General features: G+C 45.8%; 12 protein-coding genes. 10 read left to right on the plus strand and 2 right to left on the minus strand.

Features of this window, described 5'->3' with window-relative positions; genetic code table 11:
- The first annotated feature begins 1 nt into the window (after window position 1).
- From rpoE to ppx, 6 genes are all read left to right on the plus strand, one after another.
- Window positions 2–577 carry an RNA polymerase sigma factor RpoE gene (gene rpoE / locus AB3F25_RS00130; RefSeq protein ID WP_373603525.1) on the plus strand — a complete coding sequence of 192 codons (576 nt, stop codon included), beginning with the start codon at window positions 2–4 and terminating at the stop codon, window positions 575–577.
- A gap of 18 nt (window positions 578–595) precedes the next feature.
- Window positions 596–1180 carry an RseA family anti-sigma factor gene (locus AB3F25_RS00135; protein ID WP_373603526.1) on the plus strand — a complete coding sequence of 195 codons (585 nt, stop codon included), beginning with the start codon at window positions 596–598 and terminating at the stop codon, window positions 1178–1180.
- A gap of 74 nt (window positions 1181–1254) precedes the next feature.
- Entirely contained in the window at window positions 1255–2205 is a 951-nt protein-coding gene (gene rseB / locus AB3F25_RS00140; protein WP_373603527.1) for a sigma-E factor regulatory protein RseB, read from the plus strand.
- A gap of 300 nt (window positions 2206–2505) precedes the next feature.
- Complete coding sequence (locus AB3F25_RS00145; RefSeq protein ID WP_373603528.1) at window positions 2506–4242, plus strand: autotransporter assembly complex family protein; 1737 nt, start codon at window positions 2506–2508, stop codon at window positions 4240–4242.
- A 7-nt stretch (window positions 4243–4249) separates the two neighbouring features.
- On the plus strand, window positions 4250–8155 hold the full coding sequence (locus AB3F25_RS00150; RefSeq protein WP_373603529.1) for a translocation/assembly module TamB domain-containing protein: 3906 nt from the start codon (window positions 4250–4252) through the stop codon (window positions 8153–8155).
- 9 nt (window positions 8156–8164) lie between these two features.
- Window positions 8165–9712, plus strand: a complete 1548-nt coding sequence (gene ppx / locus AB3F25_RS00155; protein WP_373603530.1) for an exopolyphosphatase — start codon at window positions 8165–8167, stop codon at window positions 9710–9712.
- On the opposite strand, the gene AB3F25_RS00160 is transcribed toward ppx, so the two are convergent.
- Window positions 9705–10100: a hypothetical protein gene (locus AB3F25_RS00160; protein WP_373604366.1), complete on the minus strand. Its 396-nt coding sequence runs from the start codon at window positions 10098–10100 to the stop codon at window positions 9705–9707. The two genes, ppx and AB3F25_RS00160, sit on opposite strands and share 8 nt — an antisense overlap.
- A 113-nt stretch (window positions 10101–10213) precedes the next feature.
- On the opposite strand from AB3F25_RS00160, the gene AB3F25_RS00165 reads away from it, so the two are divergent.
- The 4 genes from AB3F25_RS00165 (at window position 10214) to purT (ending at window position 13171) form a co-directional block, all read left to right on the plus strand.
- Complete coding sequence (locus AB3F25_RS00165) at window positions 10214–10816, plus strand: beta-phosphoglucomutase family hydrolase (RefSeq protein ID WP_373603531.1); 603 nt, start codon at window positions 10214–10216, stop codon at window positions 10814–10816.
- The gene (locus AB3F25_RS00170) at window positions 10816–11292 is read left to right on the plus strand and encodes a YqaA family protein (RefSeq protein ID WP_373603532.1); all 477 of its coding nucleotides are present in this window, start codon (window positions 10816–10818) and stop codon (window positions 11290–11292) included. Before AB3F25_RS00165 ends, AB3F25_RS00170 begins: the two co-directional genes overlap by 1 nt.
- A 184-nt stretch (window positions 11293–11476) precedes the next feature.
- Window positions 11477–11980 (plus strand): S-ribosylhomocysteine lyase, encoded by a 504-nt coding sequence (luxS, locus tag AB3F25_RS00175; protein WP_373603533.1) that lies wholly within the window; start codon window positions 11477–11479, stop codon window positions 11978–11980.
- 9 nt (window positions 11981–11989) lie between these two features.
- Window positions 11990–13171 carry a formate-dependent phosphoribosylglycinamide formyltransferase gene (gene purT, locus AB3F25_RS00180; protein ID WP_373603534.1) on the plus strand — a complete coding sequence of 394 codons (1182 nt, stop codon included), beginning with the start codon at window positions 11990–11992 and terminating at the stop codon, window positions 13169–13171.
- 177 nt (window positions 13172–13348) lie between these two features.
- On the opposite strand, the gene rhlB is transcribed toward purT, so the two are convergent.
- Complete coding sequence (gene rhlB / locus AB3F25_RS00185) at window positions 13349–14599, minus strand: ATP-dependent RNA helicase RhlB (protein ID WP_373603535.1); 1251 nt, start codon at window positions 14597–14599, stop codon at window positions 13349–13351.
- Window positions 14600–14626: the final 27 nt, after the last annotated feature.

The raw sequence follows: 14626 nt of genomic DNA on the forward strand, positions 1-14626 counted from the left end.
CATGGCTGAACAGCTAACGGATCAAGCTTTGGTAGAAAGGGTACAGCAAGGCGACAAAAAAGCTTTTAACTTATTGGTTTCACGTTATCAAAATAAAGTGGCCGGATTGCTTACTCGTTACGTTTCGCGCAATGATATTCCCGATGTTGCGCAGGAATCCTTTATAAAAGCCTATCGTTCCATTGAATCTTTCCGCGGTGATAGTGCGTTCTACACTTGGCTATATCGAATTGCCGTGAATACGGCGAAAAATTATTTAGCGGCACAGGGGCGCCGTCCGCCTAGCGAAGATATTTTGGCGGAAGATGCCGAAAATTATGATGCGGGAATTCATCTCCGCGATGTGGATACCCCGGAGAATGAAATATTGTCCGGAGAGTTGAAGAAAGTCGTATTTGATACGATTAACAGCATGCCGGAAGATTTAAAAAACGCGATTACTCTTCGTGAACTTGAAGGTTTAAGTTATGAAGACATTGCGGAAGTTATGGGTTGCCCGGTAGGTACCGTGCGTTCTCGAATTTTTCGTGCGCGTGAAATTATTGAAAACAAAATACAACCGCTTATGCAACGTTAAAAAAGTCGGAGTTTAAAAATGCAAAAAGAGTTACTTTCAGCCTATATGGATGGCGAGCAAGTGGATGCGGCGTTCACAAAAGTATTGTGTAATGATGAATCCTTGCGTCAATCTTGGGCAACTTACCATGTGGCGCGTGCCGTGATTCGTAAAGAAAGCGAAGTCATTTTAGGGGCTGATTTCACCACGAGAATGGAAGCATTAATCGAAAACGAAGAAATCGAAAAAGTTGCGCTCACCGAATCTCAACCGACTGTCAAAGAGGCGCAACGTTTACCATTTATGCGTAAGTTTAAATCTTTCTTCGCACCGGTAGCGCAAATTGCAGTAGCAGCAAGCGTATGTTTAGCGGCAGTGCTTGGCGTTCAATCGTTTAACGCGAAAACCGATGTTAGTAACCCGCCTGAAACGCCGGTTTTACAAACGCTTCCGTTTAATAGTGCGGTGCAAGAAGTTAGCTACAATGCTCCGACCAAAGATGTAGCGACTAGCGACCAATTGGAACAAAAAAGTCGTCGCATCGGCGCAATGTTACAAAATTACGAATTGCAACGTCGCATTCATGCAGATACGTTAAACGTTGATGCAAACCAAGCAAAATAATAATTCTCCGATAAGAGCAAATCATTCACCACCGATCCCCGCGATGGGTGGTGAATTTTTTTTATGGATAGACTATGAAAAAAATTTCTTTAAAAATAATTGCGCTTTGGCTTTTTCCTTTCCTGGGTTTTTCTGCCTTTGCGGATGATTTCAACGCTAAACAAACCCTCGAAAAAATGGCGCACGCAGTGAACGAGCTTAATTATGAAATTGCTTTCGTACAGACTTCTCCCTCTAATATGGATTCCTTCCGCTATCGCCATATTAAACGTGATAATAAAACTTACGCGCAATTGGTGACGCTTGACGGCGAACAACAAGAAATTATTCAGCGCGATAATTTAGTCAGCTATTTTCAGCCGAACTCCCGCGCATTTACGCTAAATAGCGGCAACATTGTCGATGCATTGCCGGCGATTATTCGGAGTGATTTCGATAAATTAGCGCAAAATTATGATTTTATCCCCCTTGGCAAGAACCGCATTGCCGGGCGTTATGCGGACGGTATCCGCATTGTGCCGAAAGACGATTTTCGTTATCAATATTTAGTTTTCGTAGATGAAGAAAACGGACTTTTATTACGCGGCGATATGCTGGATCGCGAAGGAAAATTGCTCGACCAATTTCGGGTGGTTACCCTTTATATCGACGATCGCCTAAAAGGTCTAACCGATTATCTCAACAAAGTCTCGATGCCCCCGTTATTAAATGAAGTGAAAAATACGCCACCATCGTTAAACTGGCATGCCGGTTGGTTACCGCAAGGATTTGAAAGCGTGCGCCGTAGTCAAGATTTATTTGAAGGTGAAGTCATCGATAGCGCCTTGTTTAGCGACGGCTTGTTCACTTTCACACTTTACGTTACGCAAGCGCAAGGTTCGCAGCCGAATCAAGAGCAAACTTGGAAGCAGGGTGAATTTACCTTCTATAGTGAAATAATCGGCGATAAAGAAATTACCTTTATCGGGCAATTACCGGTTGCTGCGGCAAAACGTATCGTGCAAGAAGTGAAGTTTACTAATTAACGATGACCAAACCGCCATTGATTTGTGGCGTTTCGCAATATACAAATCATCGCTAAAGAAAACGCTCCTGAGATTTTAGCTCGGCTGCGTACTACCAAAATAGCACCGCATTGAAACCGCTTTCAATGCGGTGCTATTTTCTGAGTGTAATTTGGGCTTCACATCGGCGTTGAATCATTTCGCGTTTGCAAACGCATTTTTGTATCCGTTTGTTAATTCATTAAAAATTTCTAAAAAACGTTCAAAGCGCCTGGTTTTATCGGTAAACTAAGGCGGTTTTGATTTCGGGTTGAGCGAAAAATGAAAAAAATCTCTTTCAAATTTACCGCGCTTTTACTTTCTTTTGTGGCGTTTTCTGCGTTTGCCGAGCAAACCGTCGATATTGAAATTCGCGGGATTAAAGGCGAACGCGCCGTGCGTAATACCGAACTCAACGTCGAACTGATAGACATCCAAGAAATGGACGGTTCCGAGCGTTGTAAGCAATTGGTGACGGAAGCGGTGGATAAAGGCTTGCGTGTATTCGGTTATTACAGTTCGTCGGTAACGTTTGAATTGAAGGTACGCAAAGGCAAGCGCAATTTGTTAATCGCGCACGTTACGCCGGGCGAACCAACGCGCATTGCCGGTAGTGACGTGCAAATCGAGGGAGAGGCGGCTCAGGACGAGGCTTTTGAAGCGTTGCGTAAAAATTTGCCGAAAGACGGCGAATTGGTCGAACATCAAAAATATGAAGATTATAAAAACAGTATTTCCGCTCTTGCCTTGGCGCGCGGCTATTTAGACGGGGAATTTGCCGTTTCCCGTCTGGAAATCAGCCCGGAAACCCACCAAGCTTGGTGGCGTATGCGATTTGACAGCGGCGTGCGTTATCACTACGGTGTTATCAAATTTAGCCATGCACAAATCCGCCGGGATTATTTACAGAATATGTTGCAAATCAAATCGGGCGAACCCTATTTGGTGAATCAACTTTCCGCATTATCGAACGATTTTTCTTCTACCAACTGGTTCACTTCCGTGTTATTGCAACCGCATATTGATGAAAAAAATAAGCAGGTGGATCTCGACATATTGCTCTACCCGCGCAAGAAAAATGCGATGGAACTGGGTGTCGGTTTTGCGACGGATACCGGCCCGCATTTACAAATTGGCTGGCGGAAGCCTTGGATTAATGATCGCGGCCACAGCTTCCGCACAAATTTGTATCTTTCTTCACCGAAACAGACTTGGGAAGCCACTTATAAAATGCCGTTGTTGAAAAATCCGCTAAATTATTACTACGAATTTTCTACCGGCTTAGAAAATGAAAACGATAATGATACTAAAACCACCGCAGCCACGCTGGCCGGTTTGCGTTATTGGAACAACGCCGAAGGTTGGCAGTATTTTGCCGGTATGCGGGCGCGTTACGACAAATTTACTCAAGCGGGCATTGAAGATAAAACCCTGTTGGTTTATCCGACGGGCGGTTTTACTCGTACCCGTTTGCGCGGCGGAATCTTCCCGAGTTGGGGCGATGCGCAAAAAATTACCGTTGATGTCGCGCATAAAGGCGCATTATCAGAAGTGAGTTTCTTCAAACTGCAGGCTTCCAGCGGTTGGGTGCGCACTTATGCGGATAAGCACCGCATTGTCACGCGTGCCGAAATCGGTTACTTACACACCAAAGATATTCATAAAATCCCGCCGGCATTGCGTTTTTTCGCCGGTGGCGATCGTAGCGTGCGCGGTTATGGCTATAAGAAAATTTCGCCGCGCGACCGCAATAACAAATTAATCGGCGGCTCGCGTTTGTTTAGCGGTTCTTTTGAATACCAATATCAAGTTTATCCTTCTTGGTGGAGCGCTGTCTTTGTGGATGCCGGTTTGGCGGCGAACCGTTTCAGTAAGCGAGAATTGCGTTACGGCGCCGGTGTGGGCGTGCGTTGGGCGTCGCCGGTAGGCGCCATTAAATTTGATATCGCCACGCCGATTCGCGACAAGGATAGCAGCAAAAATATCCAATTTTACATTGGCTTGGGCAGCGAAATTTAGGTGGATTATGTCAGCACAGGAATTAAAAAAATCGGACCGCACTCAGGACGAACGAACCGCGCCTAAAAAGAAAAAAACTTGCCTACACAAAGCTTTTTGCATCGCAACGGTGACAGTTCTTTTGTTGGTTTTTGGATTACTCGGCGTGCTTTCTTTTGATGCGGGGCAACGCGGTTTGATTCGGCTTGCCGATAAATGGTCGGACGCACTTTCCATCGAGCAAATCGAAGGTGGTTTGCAGCAAGGTTTGGTGTTGGATAATGTGCGTTATCAAAGTGCGGGAATTGATATCCGAATTGCCCGCACTCGGTTGCAATGGGATTTCGGCTGTTTGCTTACAGGTAAAATTTGCGTGGAAGATTTATCCGTGCATTCACCAACGATTTTAATTGATACTGCGCAACTTCCGCCGTCTGTAGAGAAAGAAGAAAAACCGAGCGGTCCGACGGAAAAATTGAGTTTGCCCGTTGATATCGAGGTGAAAAATACAGCGCTGGATAATTTGCGTTTTCAATTGGATCAAACCGAATTAACCTTTGATGGCTTTCAAACCGCAATCGGGTTGAATAAGGTATCGGGCTTAACTTTAGCGCCAACGGAATTGAAAAAACTGACGGTGAAAACTGTTCGACAGGCTCAAACAACAGAAAAAGCAAGCCGAACTCAAGCCTCTAAACCGGTCGATTGGACGGCGCTTGAAAAAAGCCTTACGCCGGCATTTTTAGGCGATATACAAGCAGTGAATTTGCCGTTTGATATTCACCTACCGAGCCTTTCGGCACAAGATTGGCAATATGTCGTGCAAAACGAACGGGGTGAGGAATGGCAACGTATCACGCTGTCTTCTTGGCTGTTTCAAGCTGATGCGACGGGGCACGCGCTGCAACTACAAAAATTGGCGATCGACAGTTCCTTAGGTACGTTGAATGCGCAAGGAACGTTGCAATTAAACGGCGATTTTGCCATTGATTTAAGCCTGACTTCCGCGCTCAATCCGTTGAAATTTCAAGGCCAAGAAATATTACCGAAAAGCCAAGCGGATCTGACGCTTTCCGGCGCGTTGAAAAATACCGTTGTGCTTGCGTTGCGTACACAAGGTGCGTTCAATGCGGTGCTCAACGGTGAGGTCAAACCGGCTGAAGACAAAATGCCGTTTCATCTCGATTTGACCGCATCAAAAGGGCAATATGCCTTTGCGCCGACTTTACCGCCGTTAAAAATTAATGATGTGTCGCTCAAATTAAGCGGCGATTTACTGGATTATCACGCGCAACTGGTGGGTGGCGCGGAAGGCATGGCGCATATTCCGCACACCCATTTGGAACTCGATGCTGACGGCAAATTATATCAAGTCAACATTAATCGACTCAGCCTTGCGGCGCAGGGGGGAAGCGCAACGCTTATTGGTTCGGCCGATTGGAAAAACGGCGTGCAATGGCAGGTGCAAGCGAACTTAAATAAACTCAACCTTCGTTCTTATTTGCCGGATTTCCCAGCAATATTATCGGGTGAATTAATCAATTCCGGCAGCGTGACGGACGATAGTTGGAAGGTAAATTTGCCGACCCTTGATTTAACCGGCGTGCTTTCCAGCCGCCCGTTAAGTTTGCAAGGAAGCGTTTTATTAAGCGATCAAACCTTGTTGAAGGTTCCCGCTTTATTGTTGAATTATGGCGATAACCGCATTCAAGCCAAAGGCGTATTGGGTGAGGCATCGGATTTTGCATTAACTATTCAGGCACCGAATTTGCGCGGGTTATACGGCGATTTGTCGGGCGCCGTGACGGGCAATCTCGGTATTAAAGGAAAATTAACCGCGCCGAGTTTAACGGCGGATATACAAGTGCAAAATTTTCACATGCAAGATATTGAGCTTGCTAAAGGAACGCTACAAGCGGATATCTTGAGCGAGCCGACAGTGAAGGGGCGGCTTGATTTCAATGCGGTGCTATTTCGTTATGCCAATAATGTGCAGTTGCATCAATTCGCGTTGAATATTTCCGGCGACGAGCAAAATCATCAAATCATGCTCAGTTCGCAAGGCGAGCCGCTGGCGGCAGATTTTAAAATCTCCGGAATTTTTGATCGCACTTTGCAGCAGTGGAAAGGCAGTTTGAGCCAAGTGAATATCGATACGCCGATCGGCGGAATCAAACCGAATCAAACCGTTGCCGTCGCTTACGACAACAATAAAACGCAAGCTACCGTCAGCGCGCATTGCTGGCAAAATGCGGACGTGGATTTGTGTTTTCCGCAAACTTTCACCGTCGGTATGAACGGCGACATTCCTTTCAATCTGAAACGCTTGAATTTAAATTTGCTAAATAAATTTATCCAACAAGAAACCTTAAAAGGACAGCTTCGTAGCGAAGGTCGGGCGGCGTGGTTCAGTGATAAGCCGTTTATGTTAAATCTTGCCTTGAACGGCGATAATATCGCCATTGCGCAACAATTGGATTACCGTACGTTTAAACTCGATATTCCGAAATTCACCTTGAATGCGGACATTCAAAATAATAATCTCATTTTGAAATCCAATATTCATGTGCAAAATCAAGGACGCATCAATACGGATTTAAAACTCAACGATTTAAACGGTGCGCGTAGTCTTGACGGCTTGTTTAGCATTGAGCGCTTGAATTTAGCGCCGGCGAATCAGTTGTTCGGCAGCGATGAATCGGTCGAGGGTGAAATTCAATCACGTTTAAATTTGGGCGGTAATTTACAAAAACCGTTGTTGCATGGCAATGTTGATTTTCGCAACCTAAGAAGCAAGTTGAAAAGCTTACCGTTCGTGCTGACTGACGGTGCAGTTACCCTTCATTTCGACGGCACTCATTCTACGTTGCAAGGACATCTCCGAACGCAGGACAGCCGTTTGAATATTCACGGCAGTGCCGATTGGGCTAATCTCGCCGACTGGCGCAGCGAGGTGAGGGCGGAAACCGAGAACTTTAAGCTTGATTTGCCTTCCATGGGGAAACTGCGTTTTTCCGCCAATGTGTTGGCGAAAGCTACGCCGAAATTGTTAGAACTTTCGGGTAACATCGATATTCCTTGGGCGCGCATTAAAGTGGATACTTTGCCGGAGAATGCGGAAGCGGTGAGCGAAGATGAAGTGATTTTAAATGGCCCGCGCAAAAGTAAAGATGAATTAATCAAGCGTGAATTTGCTTCTACTACTAAATCAGGCATGGAAATTCGTTCCGATTTAAAAATTAAAATCGGCAATGATGTGAATTTTGATGCTTACGGTTTTAAGTCTCATTTGGAAGGCCTGCTTTCCGTCAAACAGGAAAAAGGGCGTTTGGGGCTGTATGGTCAAATTGATTTGAAAAATGGGCGTTACGCGTCTTTCGGGCAAGATTTGTTAATTAGCAAAGGACAAGTTAATTTCACCGGATTGGCTTCGCAGCCGATGCTTAATATTGAAGCAATTCGTAATCCCGAAGCCATGGAAGACAGCAAAATTACCGCCGGCGTAAAAGTGGTAGGGGTAGCCACCAATCCGGAAATTACGGTTTTCTCGAATCCGAGCAAGCCGCAAGATCAGGCGCTTTCTTATTTGTTAACCGGTCGTTCGCTTGAGGATGCTGGTCAAGCCGGTTCAGGTGGCTCGGTGGGCGCCGCATTGCTCGGTATGGGCCTGGCGAAAAGCGGTAAATTAGTGGGCGGTATCGGCGAAGTCTTCGGCATTCAAGATTTAAATTTAGGCACTGCCGGTGTGGGCGATAGTTCCAAAGTGCAGGTGAGTGGCAATATCGGCAAACGCTTACAAGTTAAATACGGCATTGGCTTATTTGACGGTTTGGCAGAGGTGACTTTGCGCTATCGTTTGTTGCCACAGCTTTATTTCCAATCCGTTTCCGGCACTAATCAAGTGTTTGATTTACTTTATCAGTTTGAATTTTAGGAATAATTTATGACGAATAACGAAACGTTTTTTGAGCAGGACGCGTTGCCTCATTCGCGCAGCCATGTGCGTGAAATCGCTGCCATTGATCTTGGCTCGAACAGCTTTCATATGATTGTGGCGCGCATTATGAACGGCTCCATTCAAGTGTTGTCGCGCTTAAAACAAAAAGTGAAATTGGCCGAAGGCTTGGATGAAAATGCGCAGTTAAGCCAAGAGGCGATTACGCGCGGGGTAAATTGCTTGGCGTTGTTTGCCGAGCGTTTGCAAGGTTTTGCGCCGGAAAACGTGAACGTGGTCGGCACTTATACCTTACGCAGAGCGGTTAATAACGATGAATTTTTGCGTCAGGCGGCGAAAGTGTTTCCCTATCCGATTAACATTATCAGCGGTCAAACGGAAGCTAAAACCATCTATGCCGGCGTGTGCCACACGCAGCCGGAAAAAGGCCGAAAATTGGTGGTGGATATCGGCGGCGGCTCGACGGAAATGATCATCGGTGATGATTTCACTCCGATTGTGGCGGAAAGCCGTCATATGGGTTGTGTGAGTTTTGCAGCGAAATATTTTCCAAACGGTGTGATTTCGCGCCAAAACTTTGAAGAAGCTTATCAAAGTGCGGTGAATAAAATCGAAGATTTAGGTTGGGAATATCGTAATCTCGGTTGGCAATCGGTATTAGGTTCTTCCGGCACGATAAAAACCGTGCATCAAGTGATTGCGGCCACTTTAGATCCGAACGGCATTATCACGAAAGCACGTTTGAACGATTTGGTCGAACAAACTTTATGTGCATCACATTTTGATAAATTAAATATTATCGGTTTGAATCCCGAACGCACGGATGTGTTTGTGCCCGGTTTGGCGATTCTGAATGCGGTGTTCGATGTGTTTCATATTGATCAAATGCGTTATTCCGACGGTGCGTTACGCGAAGGGGTAATTTATAGCATCGAAAAAAATTTCCAAGTGGCGGATATTCGCGCGCGTACTGCCTGGGGTTTAACGGAACAGTTCGATATCGACACCGAGCAAGCGCACCGCATTGCCGGTAGCGCGAATTTGCTGGCGCACCAATATAATCAGTGGGTGAAACCGGAACTGGCCGAAGAAATGCAAAGTATTTTGCTATGGGCAGCGCGTTTACACGAAGTGGGTATCGTGATTAATCACAAAAATATGCAAAAACATTCCGCGTACATTCTACAAAATATGGAATTGCCGGGCTTTGACCGCGAACAACAACGCTTGCTCGCCTTATTGGTACGGCTACACATCGGCCCGTTGAAAACCGCCGATTTGATCAAATTCGCCCGTTATGACGAACAAGACGTACTGGCATTGATTCGCTTATTGCGTCTTGCGGTGATTTTGAACAAATCTCGTCAAGCTGCGGAGAAAATCCAACATCTCTCTCTAAAAAACGACCGCATTGGAGGCGCTTGGATACTGGCGTTTGACCCGGGTTATCTGGAGCGTAATCCGCTCGTTTCCAACGAATTGCGTCAAGAAAGTAACGGATTAAAAGAATTGGCGTTAGAGTTGCTGTTTAATTAACCCGATGGCCGTCGTCAGATTTAGAAATTTGCGGCTGTTCCAGCAAAAGCGAATACAGGTTCGCCAGGAAATAGCTTTGTTCCGCTTGAGGTATGTCAAAAGGAATGAGTGAGAGCAAATCTTGATGAATGGCAAAAACCGTTGGAAAAATAATCGCACTTTGCAGTTCTTTAAACATTTCTTGATGCAACGGCGAGGCGCAACCTCCGCGTCCGATGCGGCCTAAACTGCAGGCGATGTGGAACAGCAACATATTGACCAACGGCGAATGCACATCTGCTCGCCAATGTTTCTCAAGGCGTTCACGTAACATAAACACGATGTCAATAATTGGCTGATTAATTTGGCCGCGTAACTTCCAACGTTCGAGTTGCTCAAGCAGTCGCATTTCGGTTCCCATTCCTCTAAAATATGCTCCGCAATTTAACGTACTTTGCCGGAGTAAAACAGAGCAAAGTTCACAAAATCGTGACAAACAGAAAAAATTTAAAAGGAATACACATGATAGATAACGCGCTGTTTAATCGCTACGAAGGCTTAATTTTTGATATGGACGGTACGCTGATTGATACCATGCCGGTGCATGCGCGCGCGTGGGGCATGGTGGGCGAACAATTTGGCTATGAGTTTGACAGTCGAATTATGTATCAACTGGGCGGCGCTTCGGTGCGTACCATTGCCGCAGCGATTATGCAAAAAGCCGGCATGCCGCAAGCGCGTTTGGACGAAGTGGTGGCGGCTAAACGTGCACTTTCTTATCAATTAATTCCGACCGAATCCAAGCTGTTGCCGACCTTTGAGGTAGTTCGTCATTTTCATCAACAAAAACCAATTGCACTGGGTTCCGGCTCCCATCGTTATTTGATTGATGTGTTAATGGATAAACTCGCTATCGCGCCTTATTTTAATGCGGTTGTCAGTGCCGACGATGTAATGGAACACAAACCGCATCCGGAAACATTTTTACGTTGTGCTACATTAATTCAGGCCGAACCAACCCGTTGCATTGTGTTTGAAGACGCCGATCTCGGTGTGGAGGCCGGGTTGAGTGCGGGAATGGATGTATTCGACGTACGCACTCGTGAAATTATTCCGGCAAGATAATGGATTGGCTTGCTTTCGGGTTTTGGGCTGATTTTTGGCTAAATCATGCTTTATGGTTAATGTTCGCAAGTGCATTATTAAGTGCGACGGTTTTGCCGGGCAATTCGGAAGCCGTATTTGTTGCGCTCATCGTACCGAAATTGGCGTCGGGAAACGGATTTAGCGAAGATATTATCGGATTGATTTTGGTCGCCACTATTGGAAATGGTTTAGGCAGTTTAACCACCTATGCCGTCGGGCGCTGGTTACCCGTTTGGAAGCCTAAACAGCACCGCATTGAAGTCGCACAGGAGCTGCTTCGGCGTTACGGTTTGGTTGCATTATTGTTGAGTTGGTTACCTGTTTTGGGCGATCTGATCTGTGCACTGGCAGGGTGGCTGCGATTAGATTTGGCGCGCTGTTGTTTATTTATTTTTCTTGGTAAATTCATTCGTTATGTGGCGTTATTGTTTCTCAGTGCGCCTTTTTTATTATAAAATACGCGCAAAAAAAAGCTCCTCAACAAGGAGGAGCAAATAACCTAAGGAACCAATTTTATAAAACAACTGCAAGTTGCTTGTTCCATAAGACCGAACAGCAGTTTGAAAGTTCAAAGAAAAGAGAAAAAATTTTAATTTTTTTAAAGTATTCTATAACCCACTGATTTAAAAGGAAAAAATTATGCCATTACTTGATAGCTTTAAAGTCGATCATACTAAAATGAACGCCCCGGCCGTTCGCGTGGCGAAAACGATGCGTACACCAAAAGGCGATGACCTCACGATTTTTGACTTGCGTTTTTGTGTTCCAAACAAAGAAATTCTACCGCCAAAAGGCATTCACACGCTTGAACATTTATTCGCCGGCTTTATGCGCGATCACTTAAATAGCGACGGCGTAGAAATTATCGATATCTCACCGATGGGTTGTCGCACCGGCTTTTATATGTCGCTTATCGGTACGCCTAACGAGCAACAAGTAGCGCAAGCTTGGTTAGCTTCAATGCACGATATTTTAGGTGTAAAAGATCAAGCGGCGATCCCTGAACTTAATATTTACCAATGCGGTACTTACACGGAACATTCCTTGCAAGAAGCACATGAAATCGCCAAAAATGTCATTGCGCGCGGCGTGGGCATAAACAAAAATGCCGATCTTGCCCTAGACGAATCATTATTAAAATAAGAAGGTCATATGACAACTCTCGGTACCGCATTAACCCAGAACGCCACCAAAGTGATGATTTTGGGTTCCGGCGAATTAGGCAAAGAAGTGGTGATTGAACTGCAACGCCTAGGCGTAGAAGTCATCGCCGTAGATCGTTACGAAAACGCGCCGGCGCAACAAGTCGCGCATCGTGCTTACACGTTGTCTATGCTCGACGGCACCGCATTGAAAGCGCTAGTGGAGCAAGAAAAACCGGATTATATCGTACCGGAAGTGGAAGCCATTGCTACTACAACTTTAGTGGAGTTAGAGCAAGCTGGTTTTAATGTCGTACCGACAGCAAAAGCCGCGCAACTTACTATGAACCGTGAAGGCATTCGACGTTTGGCTGCAGAAGAATTGGGTTTACCGACTTCGCCTTATCAGTTCGTCGATAACTTTGCCGATTTTCAACGCGCGGTAGCAAAAATTGGTATTCCTTGTGTAGTGAAACCGATTATGTCTTCATCCGGTCATGGGCAAAGCGTGTTGAAATCCGAAGACGATTTGCAAAAAGCTTGGGATTACGCGCAAGAAGGCGGCCGCGCCGGCGCTGGTCGGGTGATTGTAGAAGGTTTCGTGAAATTTGATTATGAAATCACGCTGTTAACTGTGCGTCATATTAATGGCACCGCTTTTCTTGCGCCAATCGGCCATCGTCAAGAAGACGGCGATTATCGCGAGTCTTGGCAGCCGCAGGCAATGTCGGAGGTAGCATTGCAGAAAGCACAAGCCGTTGCGGAAAAAATTACCGGTGCTTTAGGTGGTAGAGGAATTTTCGGCGTGGAAATGTTTGTATGCGGCGATGAAGTAATTTTTAATGAAGTTTCTCCTCGCCCGCATGATACCGGCATGGTGACGTTAATTTCTCAAGATCTCTCCGAATTCGCCTTGCACGCCCGTGCCATTTTGGGGTTGCCGATTCCTGAAATAACCTTATTTGGTCCGGCGGCATCAAAAGCCGTTGTTGTAGCAGGCAAATCGCAAAACGTTCGTTTCGGTTGCCTCGACCAGGTTCTCGCCGAGTCGCAGACCGATATTCGTTTATTCGGTAAAGGTGAACTTAACGGCCATCGTCGCTTAGGCGTATTATTGGCGCGCGACGTTTCGGTGGAGAAAGCGTTAGAAAAAGTCAATCGCGCTTACGAGAAATTAACATTTACGCTTTAATCCTTTATTTTTTACTCTTCAATGCGGTTGAAATTCGATGAATTTTGACCGCATTTTCTTTTTCTACGCTTGAAGCAAAACAAATGATAAAACCGCATTTTCATTCCAATGCGGTGCTGAGGAGAGAGGAGAATTTCATTAAAAAATATAGGGCGAGAAAAAATCTCACCCTAGAAATTATCTGCGGCGAGCGCGATTTCTCGTTGGTGTGTGCGATGAATCACTCGTGCGCAGTTTTAAACGATAGGGTTTCGGTAAGCTTAATAAGGAGTCGGGAGCGTATTGGCTGAGCGGAATGGAATGGCCAATATATTCTTCAATTGCCGGTAAATTCATAGCGTATTCTTCGCACGCGAAGCTGATAGAAACGCCGCTTTCGCCGGCGCGACCGGTGCGCCCGATGCGGTGTACATAATCTTCGCAATCGTCCGGTAAATCATAGTTAAATACGTGAGTTACGGCAGGAATATGTAACCCTCGCGCCGCTACATCCGTCGCCACTAAAATATCCAAATCACCGTCGGTGAATTGTTTTAGTAGCGCAAGGCGTTTTTTCTGCGCCACATCGCCGGTAAGCAAGCCGACTCGATGGCCGTCCGCTGCTAAGTAGCCCCAAATTTCTTCACAACGATGTTTAGTGTTGGCAAATACGATACAACGTTCCGGCCATTCCTCTTCCATTAAGGTGAGCAACAACGCCATTTTGTCTTGGTTGGACGGATAAAATAACTCTTCTTTAATGCGGCGACCGGTTTTTTGTTCCGGTTCGATTTCGATATATTCCGGAGCGTTCATGTCTTCAAAGGCAAGCTCGCGTACTTTGTAAGAAAGCGTCGCGGAGAAAAGCATGGTTAAGCGATTTTGTGGCGAAGGACATTTGCGTAGCAGATAGCGAATATCGCGAATAAAACCGAGGTCAAACATACGATCCGCTTCGTCCAATACGACGACTTGAATTTGATCTAAACGAATCACACCTTGTTTTACGTAATCAATTACGCGTCCCGTGGTACCGATTAAAATATCCACACCGCGTTCAATGGCTTGTAATTGTTTGTCGTAGCCATCGCCACCGTACGCCAATGCGGTTCTCAATCCGCTGGTTTTGGCAAGCGGCTCCGCATCGTTGCCGATTTGCACCGCCAATTCTCGGGTCGGTGCAAGAATTAATGCGCGCGGTTGCGAATAATGTGCATCTTCTTGTTGATGGCTTAATAAATGATGGAAAGTGGCGGTTAAAAACGCCATCGTTTTGCCGGTTCCGGTTTGTGCTTGACCGGCAACATCTTTGCCTTGCAATGTGATGGGTAAAGATAGCGCTTGAATTGGTGTACAGAACTCGAATCCTTTGGCTTGTAAAGTTTGTTGCACGATCGGGTGTAAAGGAAAATCGGTAAAACGTTGCTGACTTAAATAATCTTGTTGCATAAAAATCGCAGGGATAATTTGAATGTA

The organism is Aggregatibacter sp. HMT-949 (genome assembly GCF_041734645.1).
Lineage (GTDB): Bacteria > Pseudomonadota > Gammaproteobacteria > Enterobacterales > Pasteurellaceae > Rodentibacter.